Origin of the sequence: Scytonema hofmannii PCC 7110 (genome assembly GCF_000346485.2) — a bacterium.
Taxonomy (GTDB): domain Bacteria; phylum Cyanobacteriota; class Cyanobacteriia; order Cyanobacteriales; family Nostocaceae; genus Scytonema; species Scytonema hofmannii.
Genome location: NZ_KQ976354.1, coordinates 9,914,907 through 9,936,035 on the forward strand (window position 1 = coordinate 9,914,907; position 21,129 = coordinate 9,936,035).

The following is a 21,129-nucleotide window of genomic DNA, read 5'->3' on the forward strand; positions in this document are numbered from 1 at the left end:
AGTCAAGAGTCCAAAGACAAGAATTAGAGCAAGCCGTGGAAGATGCACCACCTAACGGGAAAATTATTTTTGCAGGGCATCGCGGTTCTGGCAAATCGACTCTGTTAGCAAAGTTTGCTGACAAAATGAGGTGGCAAGGTTATTTTGTTGCCTTTTTTTCTATTGCTGACATGATTGAAATGTCTGATGTTAACCATGTCAACATTTTATATGCCATTGCAGTGACTTTACTAAGTAAAGCAACTGAATTCGGAATCGAAATACCTAAAGAAAGCAAAAAATCTCTTTTAGAATGGTTCACTACCACTCAAACAGAGACAGTTTCCAAAGAGTTAAAGTCTGAGATGGAAGCGGGTATTGATGTTCTCAAATTCATTACTGCCAAGCTGAAAAACGAAGCCACCTTTCGAGAAGAAATTACAAAAACTTACGAGCGCAAAATTTCTGAACTTGCCCGCAAAGCTGATGAGATTGCCGCTATAATTCAAATTGCCACTAATAAAAACAAACTCTTGGTGGTCATTGATGACTTGGACAAACTTGATTTGAGCTTGGTAGAAGATATTTACAAAAACAATATCAATTCTTTATTTTTACCGAAATTTCAAATTATCTATACAATACCTATTTCAGCAATACGTAATAGTCAATTACTCCCCGTTTTACAATCAGTGGTATCGCGTATTCAATTGCTGTCAGTCTGTAAATTTTTCAAGCCAGAAGATTGCCACAACACAGACATAGTTCCTAAAGAAAATTTGATAAACTTATTTCTTGAAATTCTAAAAAAACGCGTTCCAGAAGAATTAATTGAAACGGAAACTGCAAGAGAAATTATCCTGAAAAGTGGCGGGGTAGTAAGGGAATTGGTGCGAATAGCTAGGGAATGTTGCTCTCAATGTTTGCTGCTGATTCGTTCGGAACCAGAACGAAATGATATAAAAATTAACGAAGAAGTTCTCCAATTAGCAATAAAGGACTTGCGGAACGAGTTTGCTCGTCCATTGGGTGAGGATTTGCATAACATATTAGTAACGACTTACCAAAATCTCACACCCAAAGATGCCAAGAGTGAGGAGTTTCTTTCTCTGCTGCACGGATTGTACGTCCTGGAGTACGAGAACGATGATTTGTGGTATGACGTGCATCCAATTGTGGTGGATCTACTTAAGCGCAAGAAATTGATTGCATAATGTCAACAACTGATGTCAAAGTTGAGAATCAACGTAATTATCAGAAGTTAATGGTTGCCTTGGAAGCAAGCCAGGGTATTCTAAACTTGCTGATTGCAGTTTGCGATGACCGCAATTTACATAAATTAAAGGCGAAAGCCCACCAGTTAGTCAGAGAAATTTTCTGGAATTTCTCTGACTGAAGTTCTTGAGGGGTGGGATGAAGCCGATGGCACTTTTAAGTGCCTTCCCCATCTTTCAATTAATTCACTAACACTGATACCTCGATCGTCTGCTACCACTTTCATTCTTGCCCAAGTTGAGGGTGTAATAACAATACTTTTTTTGATTTTTTTCTCATCATAAAGTAGTGGCTCATTTTTAATAGCTTTTTTCTTAGGTCTTGGAGTTGACATAGCTTAGCTTATACTGATAAGCTAATTGTAGAAAAAAAACAATTAATTGTCAACTCTGGAGGTGAGAAGAAATCATGCCAAGGAAAACAACTCCATCATTTGTAGTCGAGTATCCGATAATTGTTAATTCCCAATCGGATAGGGAATTAAGAGCAAGGTTTAATGCCGGAATGAGATTGTTAAATGCAGTTCAATCTGAAGCACTTGCAAGGATGGAGTTAGTGAGAAATTCTCAGGCATGGGCAGAAGCTAAGAAACTAACCAAAACTCTTACAAAAAAAGGAGAAAAGATAAAAAACCCAGAGCGAGCAGAAGCGTTTGAAGCAGCGAAAAAAGCATACCGATTTACGGATGCTGACTTGCAAGACTATGCAACAATTGTCGCTAAACCTTCGCAGTGGATATGGTCTAAGCTTGATAGCCAATCCATTCAGAAAATCGGAACTCGCGTTTTTAAAGCAGTCAACAAAATACTGTTAGGTGTAGCTAGAAAAGTCAGATTCAAAAATAATCGCTCTTTTAGCTCGATGGAAGGCAAGCAGATTATCACGGGTATTCGAGTTGATAAAAACCTGGAAATGTTTGTTTGGGGTAAGCTGAAATGCCCTTTAATAATCGATTGGCTAGATCCTTGCAAAAAGCACGGTTGGGATTCTAAATGGAAATATGCTCGGATTATCAGAAGAGAGTTAAATGGTAAAACTCGTTGGTTTGTACAAATCATCTGTGAGGGCTTACCCTACCAAGGTCGAGCTAATACACAGTATAGAGATGCCTTGTGTAGTCTTGACGTTAATGTTTCCAACGTTGCCTATGTTAGTAAGGATAAAGCAGGATTAAAACCATTTGCCGATCGCGTTCCGACATACGAAAAAGAGATAAAAACTGCACAACGCAAACAAGAACGTTCTAGGAGGAAAAATAATCCTGATAATTTTTCTCTCAATGATATTGTATTTAAGGGTAAAAATAAAGGTAGGAAGGTTAAACGTAAGGGTCAGATAAAAAGAGGGAAAAATAAGACATGGAAAAATTCTAACAATTACAAGCGCATTGGACAAAAACGACGGGAATTAGAAAGACGCAAAACAGCATATACTAAATCTCAAAATCGTGCATTAGCTAACGAAATTCTCAGACTTGGTGGGAAGCACATTAATTTAGAGGACGTTAGCATAAAAGCTTGGCAGAAAATATATGGAAAAGCAACGAGTGCCAAGTCTCCAGGTTTTTTCCAATCAGAGATAATTCGTAAGGCTGAAAGTGCTAACGGAATTATCAATAAATATTCAACCCAAAAAACTGCCTGTTCCCAAACTCATCTCAACGGAAATAGAGTTAAGAAAAAACTCTCCGAACGCATTCACTATGATGAAACAGGAATTGTCATGCACAGAGATCTGTTTTCCAGCTACCTTGGGTTGTTCGTAAATCAAGAGGGTTATCTGTCTGTGGACGATGCTCGTAAAGAGTATTGGGGGTCGGAGCCGATCCTGAGTGCAGCATGGGCAGAATTCCAAAAACTTTCAAGCGCCGAGGCTCGTCCAAGGCCAGGATTTTCTTGAGTAATCCTTCGAGAAGGTCTGCGACAAAGGTTAAAAGTCAAGCCAGATAGAGACTATGGAGGAACGAAAAGCTTGATTGAGTGGTAAGCAATACTGCGTTTAGCCTGAAACCAACCCCTTCTAGGGGTTGGAGTGGCTCATGTGAAATCCTCATTCAGCTTCATTGTTGATAACAAAGAATTTATAAACCAAGAGGGATTTTGACACTAGAAGTAGTGGAAATAGATTAATTTGATTAGTAATTTTTTATCACTGCTACTACCATTTTTTCAACAAGGTAACTCAGGCAATAAATATGACATATTAATAACTAAACAGTATGGAAGTGAAATTAAGAGGGCTTACGCAACCTCAACAGTATTTTGGGGATTTCACACTAAATCCGTGTCTTATACCCCCTTTATAATCTAGTCCGCGCAGGCGGACTTCGTTTGTATAGCCGCGATTTCCAATCGCCGGGGCTAAGAGGGGTTATAAAAACGGATTTCGTTCCTGCAACTGCCAAAGCTAATGTGTAGCCGAAAGTTGGGGAATTGTAAAGTAAAAAGTTGTTCCCACTCCTGGTTCTGACTCAGCCCAAATACGCCCGTGGTGTCTTTCAACTATCTTTTTACAAATTGCTAAACCAATACCAGTTCCCGGTACTTCTTTACGACTGTGCAGTCTCTGAAAGATTTGGAAAATACGGTCAAGATACTGTGGCTTGATCCCTATTCCATTATCCTTGACACCAAAAAGCCATCCCTCATCTTTTAATTCTGCTGTAATTTGTATCTTGGGTGGTTCTTTACGGCGAAACTTAATGGCATTACTGACTAAGTTTTGAATTAGCTGTACCATTTGCGTGCTATCAGCCATGACAGTTGGTAGGCGATCGCAATCCACACTGGCATTGTTCTCTCCAATCAGCACTAACAGATTGTTCAGCGCCTGACGCACAACAGCATTGCAATCACAAGAAGTAAATGCTTTCCCTTTCGTCCCAACACGAGAGTATGCAAGCAAGTCTTGAATTAACTGGCGCATCCGTGTAGCCCCATCTATTATGTAGGCAATATATTCTGTAGCAGTGTCATCCAGACTATTTTGATACTCGTCTGCTAAAAGTTGGCTATAACCTGCTACTGCTCTTAATGGTTCTTGTAAATCATGAGATGCAACATAAGCAAATTGTTCTAACTCTTGATTGGAACGTTGTAACTCAGTATTAAGTTGCGTTAAGGTAGCATTTGCACTATATAGTTCTTTGGTTCTCTCTTGAACTCGGATTTCTAATTCATCCTTTGCTTGTCTGAGTGCTTGCTCTGCTTGTTTTTGCACGGTAATATTTTGGGACATTGACATACCAGCAAAAATCTCTCCCTGCTCGTTTCTCACTGGTATGATATGGAGGCGGTAAATGCGATCGCTATATGGAATGTCTGCTACAATAATCGTTCCTGTCAAGGCAGAACGGTAATAAGGTTCTAACATCGCGCTAGTTTCTGCTGGCAATGCTTCCCAAAGTTTTTTTCCCTCTAGTGTTTCGTGACTCAGTCCAACTTCTACTAACCCAGTTCCTTCAGCTAAGGTATAACGTAGCTCGCGATCGAACAACGTAACCGAACCATTGGGAAAATTTTGTACAAGGGTACGATAAAGCTCTTCACTGCGTGTCAGGGATTCCTCTGCTCGTTTGCGATCGGTAATGTCCCGACAGCTAATAACCCGTCCAACAATTTCCCCGTTCAAAAATTGCGGTTTGGAGTAACGTTCGCAAATCTTGCCATTCTTCAGTTCAAAAATGCCATATCCTTGAAAATCGGGTTGAGCAATTTCTTGTTCAATTTGAACGCGAAGCTTTTTTGGATTTTTTAATTGATCGTAGACAGAGAGTAATATCTTGTTATGGTCGTCCTTGTAAGGAACCACATCCCCGATTTGCCATAAGTCAAGATACTTTTGGTTAAAATTAATAATTTTATCGGTCAAATCTAGCGCCAGAATTGCATCTGCTGTAGATTCCAAAGTTGTTTGCAGCAAAGAAAGAGAATGCTCAACTTCTGCAGTGCGTTCCCTAACACGTTGCTCTAACAGTTCGTTTGTCTGTTTTAAATCAATTTCTGTCTGTTTCAGTGCTTCTTCTACTTGCTTGCGTTCCTGATTTTCTTCTTGTAGCGCCAAATTTGCTGCTTCTAATTGGGCTGGACTTGGCAAAGCCAAAGCCAAAGACACTATCGATCCTAATTGCAAAGCAGTATATAGAGAAATAATAGCTGTTCCAGCTTTCACGATACCAGCAAACCAATAAGCTGGATGCCAAAGAGTCCAAATTGCAAGTAAGTGAGTTGTGCCACAAAATATGATAAAGGCTCCAAATAGCCGGAAGACCCAACGAAAGGGTAAATCTTGGCGCTGTCGGGCAAAGTAAATCAAAAAAGCTGGAATAGAATAATAGGAAAGCCCAATAACTAAGTCTGAAAGTAAATGTAACCAGACCAGTTCTGGGTTCCACAGATAACAGTGTCCGTGGGAAATGAAATTATTTGGTGAGATAAAATTATAAAAAGATTCCCACATAATTACTGCTTCTTGATTCTGATTTACTGCTAGATCCCCGACTTCTTTGAGAAGTCGGGGATCTAACGATATCTAACCAAACTTAATTCGGGAGTTGTTTTTTCAAAGCCTCCAACGAAGCCCAGCGTCTATCAACAGGTGTATCTGACTTACTGACAGCATTGAGTACAATACCAGGACACTTGGCGTCACATAATTGTCTCTGTGGAAACTCCAAGGACATTTGCTCGTATAACCATTCACTCGGATAAAAATATCCTTGAGGTGACAAAGATTCTATTAAATCGTCAAAGGCAACTTCTCGTTCTAAGGGTAGGTCATTTGATTGGGGATCTGTTTCTTCTAACCAAATGATTTCTTTAGTATTCACTGCCAAACGATGATTGTAGTTCTGCAAGCACCGATTGCAAGTACAAGTAACAATTGCTTCTGCCTGACTTGAAACCTCTAAGTAATTTCCTTGATGCTGTACGCGGATGAAACCCCGTACCGGTGTCAGGGTTTCTAGACCGGGCAAAAACTCTTTGACCTGAATTTCTTCCGTCCGCTCTGGCGCTTTAGTTAGTTGCGGAATGTAAATCGCGTCCATGAGACTTGTGAGACATCCTCACTAAATTGCAAAATTTATGCACGATTATAAGTTTAGCTTTTCTACAAATTAGTTCATTCGCTTTTCTCTTCGGATTTCCGAAATTTTTTCAGAAAAGTCAGACGATTTTGGATTTTGGATTTTAGATTGGGACTTCCAAATAAAAAAGTCTTCAAATATCTCTTGTGGTAAGGGCGTCCCCGCCCGTCACTAGTAGAGAACAGGCGTCCCCGCCCGTCACTAGTAGAGAACAGGCGTCCCCGCCCGTCCCACAAGTAGTGGTAATTTATTTCTTGGAAATCCCTTGATTAGGCCTTAAGTAGCCATCATGTACTTTCCTACACCAGGATGGATGAAAATGGGCAAGGAGCAATAAATTATTTCTGACTATGCCCAATGCCCAATTCTCAATGACGCCAGGTGCTTCAACTCTGGAAACCAGAGCAACGCACTGGCTCCCCAATGCCCATCATTCCAATGAAGCAAGGCGTACAACAAGGTGACGATGTGGCTCTTTTCCTCGGCTAAAGGTTTCCAAATCGCCAAATTCCTTTAATAAGGTGTGAACTTGACGGCGTTCGGCGGAGCTGAGGGATTTTATTTCCACCTCTAGCCCTGAAGAACGCACTTGCTCTGCTGCAATTTCTGCCATTGAACGAATTTCTGTATATCTCCTAACACGGTAGCCATTGAGTTCCACAGTGTAAGAAGCCTGCAAATCTGGTGATTGATTCAAGTTGAGAATAGTGTTTGCCAGATACTGAACCGCATCTAGCACTGAACCTTCAGGACCGATAAAAGTCGCTATTTGTTCTGGTGTTAACTTACTCTCATCAATTGTTAACCAGTAGCTATCCGATTCGGAGGAATCCTCAAAATCATCAGATGCGGGAGTTGTTTCTATCTCACCTCTAACTTCAACAGAAAGCCCACTTAGCTGTAGGAGTGTTTTTAACCACTCCTGACCCCGTTCTATCCCATTATCGGTCATTGTTAACCTGTAGTCTTTTTCTTAGAACTTTTTGGCTCAAAAGGTAGCGCTTTTTGTGGTGTACCTTCTGCCTGTTTTTCCTGAATCTCTACAACTTTTTGCAATTCCTCTGGTAGAGGTTCGCGCATGAGTATATAGGTTTGCAGAGTCTGGAAAATATTACCAATCACCATATACATTAATACCCCTGCAGGTAGTGGAAAGAACAAAAACATCCCAGAGAAAATCACAGGAGTAATTTTGTTTACTGTATCCTGCTGTGGATTGGCACTAGCAGTATTCTGCGATCCAGACAGGATTTGGCTGACGTAAAGGGTAATGCCAAATAGAATCACCATTGCCACAATGTCCCAGTGAATTGCGCCATCTGGGTCAACTGCACCAACTCTACCCAAGGCATCAATAAAGAGAAATCCTTTATTGGAGGCTAATCCAGGAATCGTGCCTTGAATTGTCACATCTCCTGGTTGTAGTGCTTCTATATTACCCTCAGCATCGATTGTTACCCGGTCTTCCCCTTTCATGATTTTCCATTCAGGGATTAACTGGCTGTCAGGATATTCTGCTAAAAGTGCATCAAATGGTTTGCCTTCAGGTGTTTGATACACTATCTTAGTGTGTTCTCCAATCGCTAATTTGCTACCGCTAGGCAAGATAGCACTGACCTTTACGTGTTCTCCTTCAGCAACATAAATGTTTTGGGGAGGAGTTGCAAAGGCTTGAGGTTGAATTCGTTCAATTTGTTCGGCAGGAAAAATTTGCAAGTTAATGCTGTAGTTCACTCCAGCAAAAGGAGAACCCCTTAAAGTTGCAAACAGTGCTAGTAAAACTGGCATCTGCAAAAGCAATGGCAAACAACCTGCAAGTGGATTGCCAAATTCCTTTTGGACGTTCAGCATTTCCTCCTGTTGCTTTTGCGGATCGTCCTTATAACGTTCTTTAATTTCTTGCATCCGCTTGTTCATGACAGGCTGTACAATCCGCATCCGGCGCATATTGCGAATTGAACCAGCACTTAGGGGATAAAGTGCAAAGCGGATAATCAATGTTAACGCTACGATCGCCAATCCATAGCTAGGCACAATCCCATAGAACAAGTCTATGATTGGCAGCATTACGTTATTCGAGAGAAACCCGATACCAAAATCCATTATTCTGAATTCAACCTGAGGTACTGTGAATTGACTAATCTAATTTATCTAAATTATCTTATCGGTGATGGAGCATTGGGAATGGGGCATCGGGAATTGGGCATGGAGCATTGTTTAGAATAATTCAATTCCTATTTTTTTCTTTGCTATTTTCATTGCCCATTGCCCATTGCCCATTGCCCATTACTTCTTGTTAGCCGCAACGTAAGTGGGGTTTTTGGCGATGACTCTTTCTTCTATGTAGTTGTAGATTTCGCGAAATTTGGGAATAGCTCTCAATTCCAAACGACTGCCATCCTTCATCGTCAGCACCATATCTCCCCACAAGCCAATCCCACGGGGTACCTTGACAATTTTTGCCACTTCCGAGTATATCACGTCGCTACGTACTCGTCCCATCCAACCGCCTGTTACGGAAACTCGGCGATCGGTGATGCGGAAACGCAGCCATAATGCCCTAACAATTGCGCCTACTGTCAATGGTATACCGACTACAGTTAGCCCAATCAGTATGTTTACGATCAAATCCCCGATATGGGGGCTACCCTCAAAATAAACTTCCTCACGAATTCCCATTGAACACCTCGGCTTGTGCTAACAACTGCTCTAATTCTTGCAGAAATTGTTGGGTTACGCACTCCTGTTCTGCGGCTGTTGGTTTAACAACAACAACGAGTCGCCAACCTGGTGATATTTTGGGCAATAACTGATGCATCGCTGCTGCTATTTGCCGCTTAATGCGGTTGCGAACAACTGCTCGTTTGCTGACCTTTGTGCTAATCGAGATCCCAACTTGGGTTGGAGGAAGAGGGTGAGGGGGTGAGGGGGTGAGGGGGGAGTGTTTCCCTTGTCTTCCTTGTCCCTCTTCAGGGGTCGCATCCAAAGAAGGCTTTACGGAAGGCAATGGTCGTAAAGCTCTCAGCGTAAAATGGTAACTATTACGCCGGAGTCCTTCCCGAAAAACTGCCTGGAAATCTTTTCGAGATTTTAGTCTATGCGCTTTATGCAATGCCACAACTAACGACAGGGAATTGCTATGCAGAACTCTAAACGCTCAAACGATAACGTCCCTTTCTTCTTCTTGCTTTAATGACGTTTCTACCATCTGGTGTTCGCATTCTTGCCCGAAAACCAGAGGTTCTTTTTCTCTTCCGGTTGGTTCCCTCTAGGGTTCTTTTCATACTTTTGCCCTCTCTAGATGATTTTTATAAAAAAGTCACGATTCGCAATTTTATCATAAATTATGAGGGAGTGGGGAGTGGGGAGTGGAGAGTAGGGGTGAGAGAAACAAGGAAGACAAGGTGGACAAGGTAGAGTTTTCTCTCTTGTCTACCCCCACTCCCCACTCCCTATTCCCCACTCCCCAGTTTCTAACTGATGCTGAGAATCCACGTTCCAAGGTACTGAGAGAGGGGTACATCTCCAGAGGATTGAATGAGGCAATTGAAGTAAAACATTCCGCCCGATGAGGGGTTTTTTACGTTCGAGAGAACTAATTCTACATTGCTACCAGCTGGTACTGGCTCTTGGGGATACAGTGTAATCACGTGATTTTCTTTGTCCCACTTGACCTCAGAGAGGGGTACTGCTTTACCTTTGACCCGAATTTCCATCTTCTTGGGATCGAAGGATCCTTTGTAGTACTCAGGATAACTGATGACAAATTGAGCAACCGATCTTTTGAGCTTTTTGTTGGGAATTTTTAGCCGATAGCGATCCCACCCATTGGTTTGACCGCCAAAGTCTAATCGGAAGGGTAGTTGGTTTTCACCTTTGACACCACTAAATAGTGTGAATCCGGGTAAGCCTTCCGCCAAAGCGATCGCTGGGATACCAGCCAGCAAACAGCTAGTTATGGCTAAAGCAGAAAGTAAACGTCGCATGGTCAAGCTCCTACTTTTGGTTAGTGGTTAGTAGTTAGTGGTTAGTTGTGTGGGACAGGCGTCTCGCCTGTTATCGTTAAGTAGATACCTGTCATCGTTAAGTAGATACCTCTCATCGTTAAGTAGATAAGAATGACTAACTACTAATGGTTACACAGCACTGTCACTAAACTTTACTACTGATTATCAAAAATGGACGTAACATTAATACGAAATGTGCCATATACGTAGATTCATGGATGATTTTTCCTGGAAATATGGTTATTTTTATAACATTTTTTGAAAAACTCTTTGGCTCTAAGTACAAATACTGTCTTCATTTGATTATGTTAATAAATATATAAAAATATATCGAAATATATTTATTTTGTTATAAAAATTCAGTCAGTGATTAGAGACATTAAGATTTAACTTGGACTAGATTGAGTAAAATAATTTTTACTCAAAGCAAAAGTTTTTTCAATTTTTGCTAATAACTTTTTGAGAAGAATTTGCTTAGTATTGCGGTATGTAAAAAAAAGAAAACAAAATTTTTCAATCCCTAAAAGAAGTTGAAGACAACGAGGCAAAATTTGGGGATCAAATTAGGATGAGCAATAGAGGACCCAAGAAAGTGTCAAGGGGAAGGTGAAATTAGGTTGTATAAGGCAGAAGCTAGGAAGGCAGAAGGCAAAAGGGTATAACTTAAAACTTTTTCTTTCCTTCTGCCTTATACCCTCTGCCTTGCCTGAAGGTCTGATAAATTGAAGAGTGCGTTCGCGAAGGTTAAGTTATACTAGCTAGCCAATTGCACCAGAGCCAACGCTCATGCACCATAAAAGCGCTTGTTACCTCATCGGAAAAAATTTCAGCGCTTACAGAAGATATAAGTATTTATTCGCAAGGAGATTTCATGAGAATAGCTGTTGCTAAAGAAATAGAAGTTTGTGAGCGTCGAGTAGCCTTAATTCCTGACACCGTTGCTAAATTGGTAAAACAAGGTTTGGAGGTGTGGGTAGAAGCAGGTGCAGGTGAGCGGGCTTTCTTTTCTGATGCTGCTTATGAAGCAGCAGGAGCTAAAGTTATATTGGATACTGCTACATTGTGGGGTGAAGCAGATATTCTGGTCAAAGTCAGCCCGCCACAGGAAAGAGAAAATGGACGTTCCGAAATTGACTTGCTTGGAGAAGGGGCTATACTTATCAGCTTTCTGAATCCATTAGGCAATCCATCGACAGCACAGCAACTCGCAGAACGCAAAATTACAGCTCTAAGTATGGAGATGATTCCCCGCACCACAAGAGCGCAAAGTATGGACGCTTTATCGTCGCAAGCGTCAATAGCAGGTTATAAAGCAGTTTTGATTGGTGCAGCCGCATTGCCAAAATATTTTCCCATGCTGACAACTGCTGCGGGAACCATAGCTCCTGCAAAAGTGTTTATTATGGGAGCAGGTGTAGCAGGCTTGCAAGCGATCGCAACAGCAAGACGTTTGGGAGCGATCGTAGAAGCTTTTGATATCCGCCCTGCTGTTAAAGAAGAAGTCCAAAGTTTGGGAGCAAAATTTGTTGAAATCAAGCTAGAAGAAGAAACAACTGCGGCTGGAGGTTACGCAAAAGAAATCTCCGAAGCCAGCAAAAAGCGGACTCAAGAAGTTGTAGCCGAACACGTCAAAAACGCTGATATCGTAATTACCACAGCTCAAGTACCAGGTAAAAAAGCGCCACTTCTGGTCACTGAAGAGATGGTAGCGCAGATGAAAGCAGGCTCAGTGATTGTAGATATTGCTGCCGAACAAGGTGGTAACTGTGCTTGTACCGATCCGGGCAAAGACATTATATGGAATGGCGTTACCATTATTGGTCCCATCAACTTACCATCATCCATGCCAGTCCACTCCAGCCAGTTATACTCCAAGAACATAGCATCGTTGATGCAACTTCTCATTAAAGACAACGCTGTACAGGTGAATTTTGCTGACGACATTATTGACGCAGCTTGTATTACCCATGCAGGCGAAATTCGCAACCAGCGAGTCAGTGACGCTTTAAAAGCGTTGGCAATGGCTAATAGTTAGTTGATAGTTGTTAGTTGTTAGTTGTTAGTTGCTTGACTACTAGCTACCAACCACTAACCACTAACCACCAACCACTAACCACTAACCACTAACGAAAAAGGAATTTATCAATGACAGAAGCATTAATTGCAGCTTTGTTTGTCTTTGTTTTGGCATCTTTTACCGGATTTGAAGTCATTAACAAAGTACCCCCAACTCTCCACACTCCCCTCATGTCGGGTTCAAACGCGATTTCTGGGATCGCAGTCCTTGGGGCGATAGTCGCTTCCGGTGCAAAAGATTGGAATCTTTCAGTCATTCTTGGTTTGATTGCCGTTGTACTAGCAACCATAAACGTAGTGGGTGGGTTCCTAGTCACAGATCGGATGCTACAAATGTTCAAGAAGAAAGTTAGTGGTTAGTAGGGGCGCAAGGCATTGCGCCCTTACATGGTTAGTGGTAATTGTTACCAACTAACAACTAACAACTAACAACTAACAACTAACAACCAATGGAATTATGAGCAATTTTCTACCTACAGGAATTCAGCTTTCGTATTTAGTCGCTGCAACCTTATTCATTCTGGGCTTGAAAAAGTTGGGTTCACCTGCAACAGCACGCCAAGGTAATGTTGTTGCAGCAGTGGGTATGCTTTTAGCTATTGTGGCAACACTGCTCGATCAACACGTGTTGAACTATGAAATGATTTTGTTGGGCTTGGCAATTGGATCTGTGTTGGGTGCGATCGCAGCTTACAAAGTCCAAATGACTGATATGCCCCAAATGGTGGGTTTGCTTAACGGTTTGGGAGGTGCGGCTTCAGCTCTCGTCGCTGTTGCAGAATTTTGGCGGTTGTTGAATACCACTGGTGGTGTCACCCTTGATGCCAACATCTCCATGCTTCTGGATGTGTTAATTGGTGGTGTCACCTTTACAGGTAGCATGATTGCCTTTGCAAAACTGCAAGGCATTATGAGTGGTGCGCCAATTACATTTCCCTTGCAAAAACCTTTTAATGCTTTACTCCTGTTTGCGTATTTGGCAGGTAGTGCCTATATGCTAGTCGCACCAGATAACTTGCCTGTATTCTTAGGAATCGTTTTCGTTTCCCTAGTATTGGGTGTGATGTTTGTCATTCCCATTGGTGGTGGCGATATGCCTGTAGTGATTTCACTGTTGAACTCATTTTCAGGATTAGCTGCTGCTGCTGCTGGATTTGTGGTGATGAACAATATGCTCATCATTTCTGGTGCATTGGTGGGAGCATCTGGGATTATCCTTACCGAAATTATGTGTAAGGCGATGAACCGTTCTCTCATCAGCGTACTGTTTGATGCTTTTGGAACGGGTGGAACATCTGGTGCTGGTACTGCTAGTGGTACGGCGACAACTGATAAAACTGTCCGCAGCATAGATCCAGAAGAAGGCGCGATGATGTTGGGTTATGCTCGTTCCGTCGTGATTGTTCCTGGTTATGGGATGGCAGTGGCGCAAGCACAGCACAGCGTTCGTGAGTTAGCCGATCAACTAGAACGTATGGGTGTTGATGTGAAGTATGCAATTCACCCTGTTGCTGGTAGAATGCCCGGTCATATGAACGTGTTGTTGGCAGAGGCGAATGTGCCTTACGAGCAACTCCATGATATGGATGATATCAATCCCCAATTCGAGCAGACAGATGTGGCGTTGGTGATTGGGGCAAATGATGTGGTTAACCCCGCAGCACAAAGTGATACGAATAGTCCTATCTATGGGATGCCGATTTTAGAGGTGGATAGGGCAAAGCATGCGATTGTGATCAAGCGCGGGATGAGTGCTGGTTTTGCTGGTGTAGATAACGAGTTATTCTACAAGGATAAAACTACGATGCTTTTTGGTAGTGCTAAAGATATGGTGTCGAAGTTGGTTAGTGAAGTGAAACAGTTGTAAAGAATTTTAGATTTTAGATGCGTGGATTTTGGATTACACAAATCCGAAATCCTCCATTCAAGGAATGTATTACGAAAACACGTAGGTTGGGTTGAGGAACGAAACCCAACATTTACACACATTTGTTGTGTTTCTCCACGGATTTACCCAACCTACAAAAATTCGATATCCCTTGCAGTATTGTCCTGTTACTCATGACAAGCGCGATCGCTAGCCTAATATAAAAAGTTACACCTAACTATATTTTGACTATATTGCTCTAGCTCTCAACAAATTGACGCTGTTGTCCTATTAATTATCAAAGGCATTTATCTATCATGTTTATTATCTAGAGATTTTGGCTGTTTGCTCCAATCTATTAAGCTATGAACTTGAGGAAAAAAGAACTGCAAAAAAGGCTGAAAATATTCCCCTAAAGCTTCTTTCCAGGGTTCATCATAATTAGCGTTTGGTTCATTCATTACGTTAGTTAACACAGCAAAGGAAGATTGGAGGATAATTATCTCACGGGTAAATTTTATCCAAACACAAATTAATATTGAGATTTCAGCAGAGAGACTAAATTACAGTCTTTTTCAGATTAGGGACTTCCAAGAAATAAATTATCCCCGATTGTGGGATGGGCGTCCTCGCCCGTCCTATGCTAGTGGCGGGCGGGGACGCCCGCACCACAAGAAATTTTGGGATATTTTTTTATTTGGAAGTCCCTGATTAACAGAAAAAAGGGAGACAAAAATGAATTGTCTCATAATATACTGCTGTAAATACAAGATAAAAAACAAATTTAGAAAAAAAATTACATTTTTTATTTTTATTTATACGTAATTAAACTATGACACTCGCACTTGGAATGATTGAAGTCTATGGCGTTCCCACAGCGTTGGAAGCAGCAGATGCAATGTGTAAAGCAGCTCGTATAACTCTAGTAGGCTACGAAAATACCGATTTAGGACGCATTACAGTATTGATACGGGGGGAAATAGGTGAAGTCAATGTTGCTGTTGCTGCAGGATTAAAAGCAGTTCCGAAAGTTAACGGCGGCGAAGTCCTTTCCTATCACGCGATCGCTCGTCCCCATGAAAACCTAGAATACGCTTTACCAATTCATCGCACAGAAAACCTTGAGCCGTTTCATTCAGATATTCGATTTCCGCCTCCACTTTCAGTTTAAAATCCTCTCTTTTCTCTTCCTTTCCTCTGCGTCCTCTGCGCCCTCTGCGGTTCATTAAAATTTTTCTAATTCAGATATAGCAGTCCTAAATCATTTGTGAGAAAACTAGATCCCCGACTTCTTTAAGAAATCGGGGATCTGAGCTTTAAAGCAAAGGATTCACTTCCGCTTTTTGGGAGCAGAACGTCGTAATTCGCGTTTTTCTTCTTCTTGCAAACGGCGATCGCGCCAACTTGCCAGCGTCAAATAGCCAATGCCTCCAGTTACTGTGACAAGCAGTACTACAGCAATTAAAGCCAAAATACTCAGAAATGGACTTTCCACGATTCCCTAGAGTCCGTTGCGACCCCAAACTACCATTGCAATTGACCAAGTGAAAACAACCAGTAGAGAAACCCAGCCTAGTGTCAAAATGTCCATAACGATACTTTTAAACAAATTTACGAAACAACTTCAATCTTAATGATACTAAAACCATGCACTGAACTGAAGTTTGTGGCTCAAAGCTTTATGATTGATGTGCAATTGTCCACCCAATCATTGTATAACGAAACCGGTGAAGAAAGTTTTAGCTCCTCAACTGATGGCAGAACGCATCGAATCCTTAAAAGCTGGATTACTGGGTTGCTTGTGCCTTGCGATCGCATATTTCATAACGACTTTGGTTAATAGCTTGATATTTGCAAAGTACTTTAAGATACTCAGTACCATGTCCTTTAATATGCTGGATTTGCATTGGTTCATCAGCGCTAGTATTGCTGCTTTTTGTGGCTTGCTGTTTGGTGTAACATATCGATACATTATACGTTCCGATCAAAATTTCCAATTGAAGTCTGGAGGTGTGTTAGCTTTTGGCGTGGTAAGAGGCTTAACTCAGTTAGATATTGGGCTTTCTTGTTCTAGCAGTATTTTGCCTTTTATAATCATGGGAATTGAGAGTATTTTGTGGTTTGGATTAGCTGCATTTGCGATCGATACTGCCCTCCGCTTTGGCTGGATTAAAACTTTTCAATCCCATGAACTTTCCTATGAAAACTAATCAATCCAGTTATTTTTTAATAGTTGATTTAGAAGCAACTTGTTCTGATGATGGTTTTATTCCCAGTGAGGAGATGGAAATTATTGAAATTGGTGCGGTAATGCTCAACAGCGCCACTTGGGAAATAGATTCAGAGTTTCAGCAATTTGTCAAACCTGTAAGACATCCGCAACTGACAAAATTTTGTACTGAATTAACAACAATTCGCCAGCAGGATGTTGACAGAGCTTTCACTTTTCCTGAGGTTCTTTCTGAGTTTCAAGAATGGATAGAGAAATTTCCCAGACATATTTTTTGCTCTTGGGGAAATTATGATAAAAAACAGTTTCTCCAGGATTGCGAGTTTCATCAAGTCCCCTATCCTTTTAGTTCAGAACACAGAAATATAAAAAAGGAATTTTCAGAATATCTTGGTGTTTCTAAAGGATTTGGCATGGCAAAAGCACTTCAACATCTAGGTATAGAATTGCAAGGAGTACATCATCGGGGAATTGATGATGCTCGTAATATTGCAGCTATATATCGATATATGAAAACTCAGAAACTTTGAATAGGGGGTAGGGGGTAGGGGGCAATAAATTATTTCTCACTATGCCCCATGCCCTATGCCCTATGATCGAGGTAGGAATATGATTTGTGCTGATAACAGTACAAGTTAAAAATTTGTTTGGCAAAGTTCTTTTATGAAAAATCAGATCCCATTACCCAATCGGCTCAAAACCCCACCTTTGTTGCAAAGAATTCAATGGGTGGTTAATCCTGTGGGATATATGGAAAGTGCAGTTCAGCAACATCCCGATATTTTTACAGCTGAGGTAGTTGGTTTTGGGGACACGCTAGTATTTGTCAACCATCCTCAAGCAATTCAGGAAATTTTAATCAACGACAGAAAGAAGTATACAGCCCCAGGTGAGGAAAACAAGATTTTACTGCCTTTAGTCGGGGAACATTCAGTTCTGATATTAGACGGACACCGTCACAGACAGCAACGGCAACTCATGATGCCTCCCTTTCATGGCGATCGCATGCGAGCCTACGCGCAGACAATCCACTCTCTTGCTGAAAAAGTTTACGATCGCATCCCGCATAATACACCCTTCTCAGCTAGGAATGCAATGCAGGAAATATCCCTGCAAGTCATGTTACAGACAGTTTTTGGTGTTTCTGAAGGAGAACGTTACCAAAAACTCAAACAATTACTTGGGCAATTAACAGATATTTTTCAATCTCCTCTAACTTCTAGTTTGCTGTTCTTTCCCTTTTTACAAAAGGATTTAGGCTCTTGGAGCCTTTGGGGAAAGTTTCTACGTTGGAAAGAGGAAATTGATGCAATACTTTACGCTGAGATTGCTGAATGCCGTGCAAAAGCAGATCCAAATCGCGTTGATATTCTCGCATTGCTGATTTCAGCAAAAGATGAAGAAGGTCAGTCAATGACAGATCGAGAGTTGCGAGACGAATTAATGACTCTGCTATTAGCGGGAAATGAAACCACCGCATCAGCCATGGCTTGGGGATTGTACTGGATTCACCGTTTGCCAGAAGTCCGTGAAAAACTCCTGCATGAACTAAGCTCACTCGGTGATTCGCCCGATCCAATGAGCATCGTTAAACTGCCTTATCTTACAGCAGTTTGTCATGAAACCTTACGGATTCATCCGGTAGCAATGTTAACTTTCGCCCGCAAAGTTCAAGAACCTGTAGAACTGCTCGGACATCAGCTATATCCCAATACTTTACTCTACGGCTGCATTTATCTCCTGCATCAAAGAGAAGATTTGTATCCGCAGCCCAAAGAGTTTAGACCAGAACGTTTTTTGGAACGTCAATTTTCTCCTTATGAGTTTATGCCTTTCGGTGGTGGTACACGTCGCTGTATTGGTGAGGCTTTAGCTCTGTTTGAATTAAAGTTAGTCTTGGCAACTCTCCTGTCACGCTATCAGTTTGAGCTAGCCAGTCATGAATTAGAAAAACCTCAAAGACGAGGTGTTACCCTTGCTCCAGGGGATAAAGTGAAGTTGATAATTAGAGGATTTACCTCACCCTAACCCTCCCCTTTCCAAGGGGAGGGAACTAGAGATCTCATTTTCCCCTAATCCATCGGAGAGGGAACTAGAGATCTAATTTCCCCCCTTTCCAAGGGGGGACTAAGGGGGGTAAATTTGCTAACTACCAAATGCTTTCTAAATTAAGAACAAAGCCAGGTAAAACATCTTCTCCTGATAGTTCTGTTGGAGATTCTAAAACTTCTACTTCTTTTCCCAATCGATAGATTTCTACTCGGCGGTTTTTTCTATCAATTAACCAGCCGAGTTTTACTTGATTATCTATATATTCCCGCATTTTTTCTTGTGCTTTTTCTAAAGTATCAGATGGGGACATTAACTCTAAAACAAAATCTGGAGCAATTGGAGGAAATTTTTCTCTTTGTTCGGGAGTGAGTGCTTCCCACCTTTCTTGTTTTATCCAAGTGACATCAGGAGAACGGTCCGCACCATTAGGAAGTTTAAAGCCAGTTGAAGAGTCAAAGACTTTACCCTGCTTAGTTTGTCGATTCCAAAAGACAAAATCGGCTGCCATTTCCACATTGTAGTTTCCTGTTTCTCCTCCTGTTGGGGACATAATAATGAGTTCTCCTTGGGCATTGCGTTCAAATTTTACATCAGGATTTTTCCTACACAGGAGATAAAATTGCTCGTCTGTCAGTTCAATAACAGGTTTAAGCTGAAGGGTAATAGAGTTCATGATGAGTTAAGACTTAATCAACAACTATATATATTGCATTTTGGCACTTCTTCGGCTATTAGCACTAAAGATTCTGACGGAAGTCTTACACGAGGGATGAATCCACCCACTTTGCTTGAGTGTGGACTCTATGTCACAATATTGCAGATTGACTGAAAAACTTGATATGGAAGTAGTACAATTATCTCTTTTGTCCAACGAAGAGGAGCAAGTCCCTGACAAAAAGCAAAATATTGTTGATAAACAGACTCCTGTCAAGAAGCAGAAAAAGGCTAAGTTAGGACGTTACGAATGTATCCAACGTGATTTAAAAACTGAAATTGACCCGTACAAAATCTTTGTTCAAGTCGAAACAAGCATCGCTCCAAACCACGAGTACGCGTTTATTGATACTTTTTGTGGTGCAGGCGGAATGACCCAAGGTTTTGTTGAAGGTGGTTTTACTCCTGTAGCAAGCGTAGAAATTAGTCCAATTGCATCAGCGACACATAGAAGGAATTTTCCGCAATGTCATCACTTATGTGGAGATATAAAAGATTTCTCTCCAAGACAAATGCTTGAAAAAACAGGAGCGGAGATTCACTTAGTTATAGGTGGTCCTCCCTGTCAGGGGTTTTCGGTTGCTGGAAAACGCGATCCAAACGATCCTCGCAACTATTTATTTCAGGAGTTTGTACGTGTTGTTTCAGAAGTACGCCCTTGGTACGTTGTTATGGAAAATGTACCAGGAATTTTAACGATAAAGCGGGGAGAAGTAAGACAAGCCATCTGTGAAGCATTTGATTCCATTGGCTATCCTCATGTTTCTGTTGCCATTCTTGAATCTGCTGCTTATCAAGTTCCTCAAATTCGCCCACGAGCTTTTTTTATTGCGAATCGATTTGGAATGCCAAACCCGTATCCAATACCTCAATTAACGGTTGATGAATATAAATCTATTGAGTCGGCTATTTCCGATCTACCGCCCTGGACTCCTGTACCAGAAATTAATCATGAATGGACTAAACACTCACTTGAATACACCAAGCGAATTGCTAAAGTTCCGCCAGGAGGGTCATTATACGAAACGTATGTTGATGCTTTCAAGCGCCAGTATCCAGGTAAACCGAGCATGACTATTAAGGAGAATCATGGAGGAACGCATATTCATCCACACCTCGATCGCGTGATTTCAGCGCGTGAAATGGCTCGATTGCAAACGTTTCCAGATTCATTTATCTTTGAAGGAACTATGAAAAAGGCAATGTGGCAAATTGGAAACGCAGTACCACCACGATTGGCAAAGTGTATCGCTTATGCGCTTATTCCTTACTTGAACGAAATTGCTGACAAAATTAAAAGTTAACTTTTATACTTGCTAAATGTATTCGCAATTTTAACACTATTTTCCAAAATTTCATCCTGGCACTAAGGAGATTGTTTTATGGAGAAACTAAATTATAGCGACGTAGTTGAAAACATCCTCAAGCAATATGCTACTATTACAGTGGGTGAAGGTACGGAAGTTGAATTAGTCGCTGATCGCTCCAACGGGCATTACCTGGTTATGTTTATTGGCTGGCGGGATGAAGTTCAGGTGTATGGAAGTTTGATTCATATCGATATTAAAGGGAATCAGATTTGGATTCAGCAAGATGGCACGAATGAGGGGATTGCTCAACAATTGGTTGAGGTTGGTGTTCCTCAGAGTGATATTGTGTTGGGCTATCGTTCGCCACTTGTTAGGCCATTTACGGGATTTGGCGTGGGAATAAAGAGCCAATCTGAAGCCAAGCCGTTAGAAGGAGTAGGGTCTTCAGTGGGTTAGCGGTAAGCTCGGTTGAGCCACAGTGAGCGATCGCCAGCTAAAGCATTAAAATGGGTGAAATATCTATTTTTAGAGGA

At 41.4% G+C, this 21,129-nt stretch carries 24 protein-coding genes; 11 read left to right on the top strand and 13 right to left on the bottom strand.

Going from position 1 to position 21,129, the window contains the following annotated elements:
- Window positions 1–35: 35 nt before the first annotated feature.
- Complete coding sequence (locus WA1_RS41835; RefSeq protein WP_017743009.1) at window positions 36–1,193, top strand: P-loop NTPase fold protein; 1,158 nt, start codon at window positions 36–38, stop codon at window positions 1,191–1,193.
- Window positions 1,194–1,339: 146 nt separating this feature from the next.
- Here WA1_RS41835 and WA1_RS54030 read toward each other — a convergent pair whose 3' ends face one another.
- Window positions 1,340–1,588 (bottom strand): hypothetical protein, encoded by a 249-nt coding sequence (locus WA1_RS54030; RefSeq protein WP_081403042.1) that lies wholly within the window; start codon window positions 1,586–1,588, stop codon window positions 1,340–1,342.
- Between the two features lie 74 nt (window positions 1,589–1,662).
- Between WA1_RS54030 and WA1_RS41845 the strand changes: the two genes are divergently transcribed.
- Window positions 1,663–3,153 carry a hypothetical protein gene (locus WA1_RS41845; protein ID WP_051077039.1) on the top strand — a complete coding sequence of 497 codons (1,491 nt, stop codon included), beginning with the start codon at window positions 1,663–1,665 and terminating at the stop codon, window positions 3,151–3,153.
- 507 nt (window positions 3,154–3,660) lie between these two features.
- Here the strand turns inward: WA1_RS41845 and WA1_RS41850 are convergent.
- The 8 genes from WA1_RS41850 to WA1_RS41880 all read right to left on the bottom strand — a co-directional run bounded on the left by WA1_RS41850 (window position 3,661) and on the right by WA1_RS41880 (window position 10,326).
- Window positions 3,661–5,712 (bottom strand): ATP-binding protein, encoded by a 2,052-nt coding sequence (locus tag WA1_RS41850; protein WP_017743012.1) that lies wholly within the window; start codon window positions 5,710–5,712, stop codon window positions 3,661–3,663.
- An 82-nt stretch (window positions 5,713–5,794) separates the two neighbouring features.
- A complete protein-coding gene (locus tag WA1_RS41855) occupies window positions 5,795–6,301 on the bottom strand; it encodes a YceD family protein (protein WP_017743013.1) in 507 nt (168 codons plus the stop codon).
- 469 nt (window positions 6,302–6,770) lie between these two features.
- Complete coding sequence (locus WA1_RS41860) at window positions 6,771–7,292, bottom strand: Jag family protein (protein WP_017743014.1); 522 nt, start codon at window positions 7,290–7,292, stop codon at window positions 6,771–6,773.
- A gap of 2 nt (window positions 7,293–7,294) precedes the next feature.
- Window positions 7,295–8,443, bottom strand: a complete 1,149-nt coding sequence (gene yidC / locus WA1_RS41865) for a membrane protein insertase YidC (RefSeq protein WP_026134599.1) — start codon at window positions 8,441–8,443, stop codon at window positions 7,295–7,297.
- Window positions 8,444–8,626: 183 nt separating this feature from the next.
- Window positions 8,627–9,019, bottom strand: coding sequence for a PH domain-containing protein (locus tag WA1_RS41870; RefSeq protein ID WP_017743016.1), 393 nt, complete (start codon window positions 9,017–9,019; stop codon window positions 8,627–8,629).
- Window positions 9,006–9,458, bottom strand: coding sequence for a ribonuclease P protein component (gene rnpA, locus WA1_RS41875; protein WP_017743017.1), 453 nt, complete (start codon window positions 9,456–9,458; stop codon window positions 9,006–9,008). Before rnpA ends, WA1_RS41870 begins: the two co-directional genes overlap by 14 nt.
- 31 nt (window positions 9,459–9,489) lie before the next feature.
- Window positions 9,490–9,624 carry a 50S ribosomal protein L34 gene (gene rpmH, locus WA1_RS54035; RefSeq protein WP_072040836.1) on the bottom strand — a complete coding sequence of 45 codons (135 nt, stop codon included), beginning with the start codon at window positions 9,622–9,624 and terminating at the stop codon, window positions 9,490–9,492.
- 189 nt (window positions 9,625–9,813) lie between these two features.
- Window positions 9,814–10,326, bottom strand: coding sequence for a DUF2808 domain-containing protein (locus WA1_RS41880; RefSeq protein ID WP_017743018.1), 513 nt, complete (start codon window positions 10,324–10,326; stop codon window positions 9,814–9,816).
- An 892-nt stretch (window positions 10,327–11,218) separates the two neighbouring features.
- On the opposite strand from WA1_RS41880, the gene WA1_RS41885 reads away from it, so the two are divergent.
- From WA1_RS41885 to WA1_RS41895, 3 genes are all read left to right on the top strand, one after another.
- On the top strand, window positions 11,219–12,382 hold the full coding sequence (locus tag WA1_RS41885) for a Re/Si-specific NAD(P)(+) transhydrogenase subunit alpha (protein ID WP_017743020.1): 1,164 nt from the start codon (window positions 11,219–11,221) through the stop codon (window positions 12,380–12,382).
- A 110-nt stretch (window positions 12,383–12,492) separates the two neighbouring features.
- A complete protein-coding gene (locus WA1_RS41890) occupies window positions 12,493–12,783 on the top strand; it encodes an NAD(P) transhydrogenase subunit alpha part 2 (protein WP_017743021.1) in 291 nt (96 codons plus the stop codon).
- A gap of 97 nt (window positions 12,784–12,880) precedes the next feature.
- Entirely contained in the window at window positions 12,881–14,290 is a 1,410-nt protein-coding gene (locus tag WA1_RS41895) for an NAD(P)(+) transhydrogenase (Re/Si-specific) subunit beta (RefSeq protein WP_017743022.1), read from the top strand.
- A gap of 308 nt (window positions 14,291–14,598) precedes the next feature.
- Here the strand turns inward: WA1_RS41895 and WA1_RS57685 are convergent, their stop codons facing one another.
- Window positions 14,599–14,751: a hypothetical protein gene (locus WA1_RS57685; protein ID WP_017743023.1), complete on the bottom strand. Its 153-nt coding sequence runs from the start codon at window positions 14,749–14,751 to the stop codon at window positions 14,599–14,601.
- A 371-nt stretch (window positions 14,752–15,122) separates the two neighbouring features.
- On the opposite strand from WA1_RS57685, the gene WA1_RS41900 reads away from it, so the two are divergent.
- Window positions 15,123–15,461, top strand: a complete 339-nt coding sequence (locus WA1_RS41900) for a carbon dioxide-concentrating mechanism protein CcmK (protein WP_017743024.1) — start codon at window positions 15,123–15,125, stop codon at window positions 15,459–15,461.
- A gap of 159 nt (window positions 15,462–15,620) precedes the next feature.
- Here the strand turns inward: WA1_RS41900 and WA1_RS58395 are convergent, their stop codons facing one another.
- Complete coding sequence (locus WA1_RS58395) at window positions 15,621–15,785, bottom strand: hypothetical protein (RefSeq protein ID WP_017743025.1); 165 nt, start codon at window positions 15,783–15,785, stop codon at window positions 15,621–15,623.
- A 6-nt stretch (window positions 15,786–15,791) separates the two neighbouring features.
- Window positions 15,792–15,881, bottom strand: a complete 90-nt coding sequence (gene petN, locus WA1_RS54040) for a cytochrome b6-f complex subunit PetN (RefSeq protein ID WP_072040835.1) — start codon at window positions 15,879–15,881, stop codon at window positions 15,792–15,794.
- Window positions 15,882–16,017: 136 nt separating this feature from the next.
- Here petN and WA1_RS41905 point away from each other — a divergent pair, with 136 nt between their 5' ends.
- The 3 genes from WA1_RS41905 (at window position 16,018) to WA1_RS41915 (ending at window position 18,548) form a co-directional block, all read left to right on the top strand.
- Complete coding sequence (locus tag WA1_RS41905) at window positions 16,018–16,500, top strand: hypothetical protein (protein WP_017743026.1); 483 nt, start codon at window positions 16,018–16,020, stop codon at window positions 16,498–16,500.
- Entirely contained in the window at window positions 16,490–17,050 is a 561-nt protein-coding gene (locus WA1_RS41910; RefSeq protein WP_017743027.1) for a 3'-5' exonuclease, read from the top strand. The genes WA1_RS41905 and WA1_RS41910 overlap by 11 nt, the downstream gene beginning before the upstream one ends.
- Window positions 17,051–17,183: 133 nt before the next feature.
- On the top strand, window positions 17,184–18,548 hold the full coding sequence (locus WA1_RS41915) for a cytochrome P450 (protein ID WP_017743028.1): 1,365 nt from the start codon (window positions 17,184–17,186) through the stop codon (window positions 18,546–18,548).
- 121 nt (window positions 18,549–18,669) lie between these two features.
- On the opposite strand, the gene WA1_RS41920 is transcribed toward WA1_RS41915, so the two are convergent.
- Window positions 18,670–19,245, bottom strand: coding sequence for a Uma2 family endonuclease (locus WA1_RS41920; protein WP_017743029.1), 576 nt, complete (start codon window positions 19,243–19,245; stop codon window positions 18,670–18,672).
- 166 nt (window positions 19,246–19,411) lie between these two features.
- On the opposite strand from WA1_RS41920, the gene WA1_RS41925 reads away from it, so the two are divergent.
- Both WA1_RS41925 and WA1_RS41930 read left to right on the top strand, forming a co-directional pair.
- Entirely contained in the window at window positions 19,412–20,590 is a 1,179-nt protein-coding gene (locus WA1_RS41925; protein WP_017743030.1) for a DNA cytosine methyltransferase, read from the top strand.
- 78 nt (window positions 20,591–20,668) lie between these two features.
- Entirely contained in the window at window positions 20,669–21,052 is a 384-nt protein-coding gene (locus WA1_RS41930; RefSeq protein WP_017743031.1) for a XisI protein, read from the top strand.
- Window positions 21,053–21,129 lie beyond the last annotated feature (77 nt).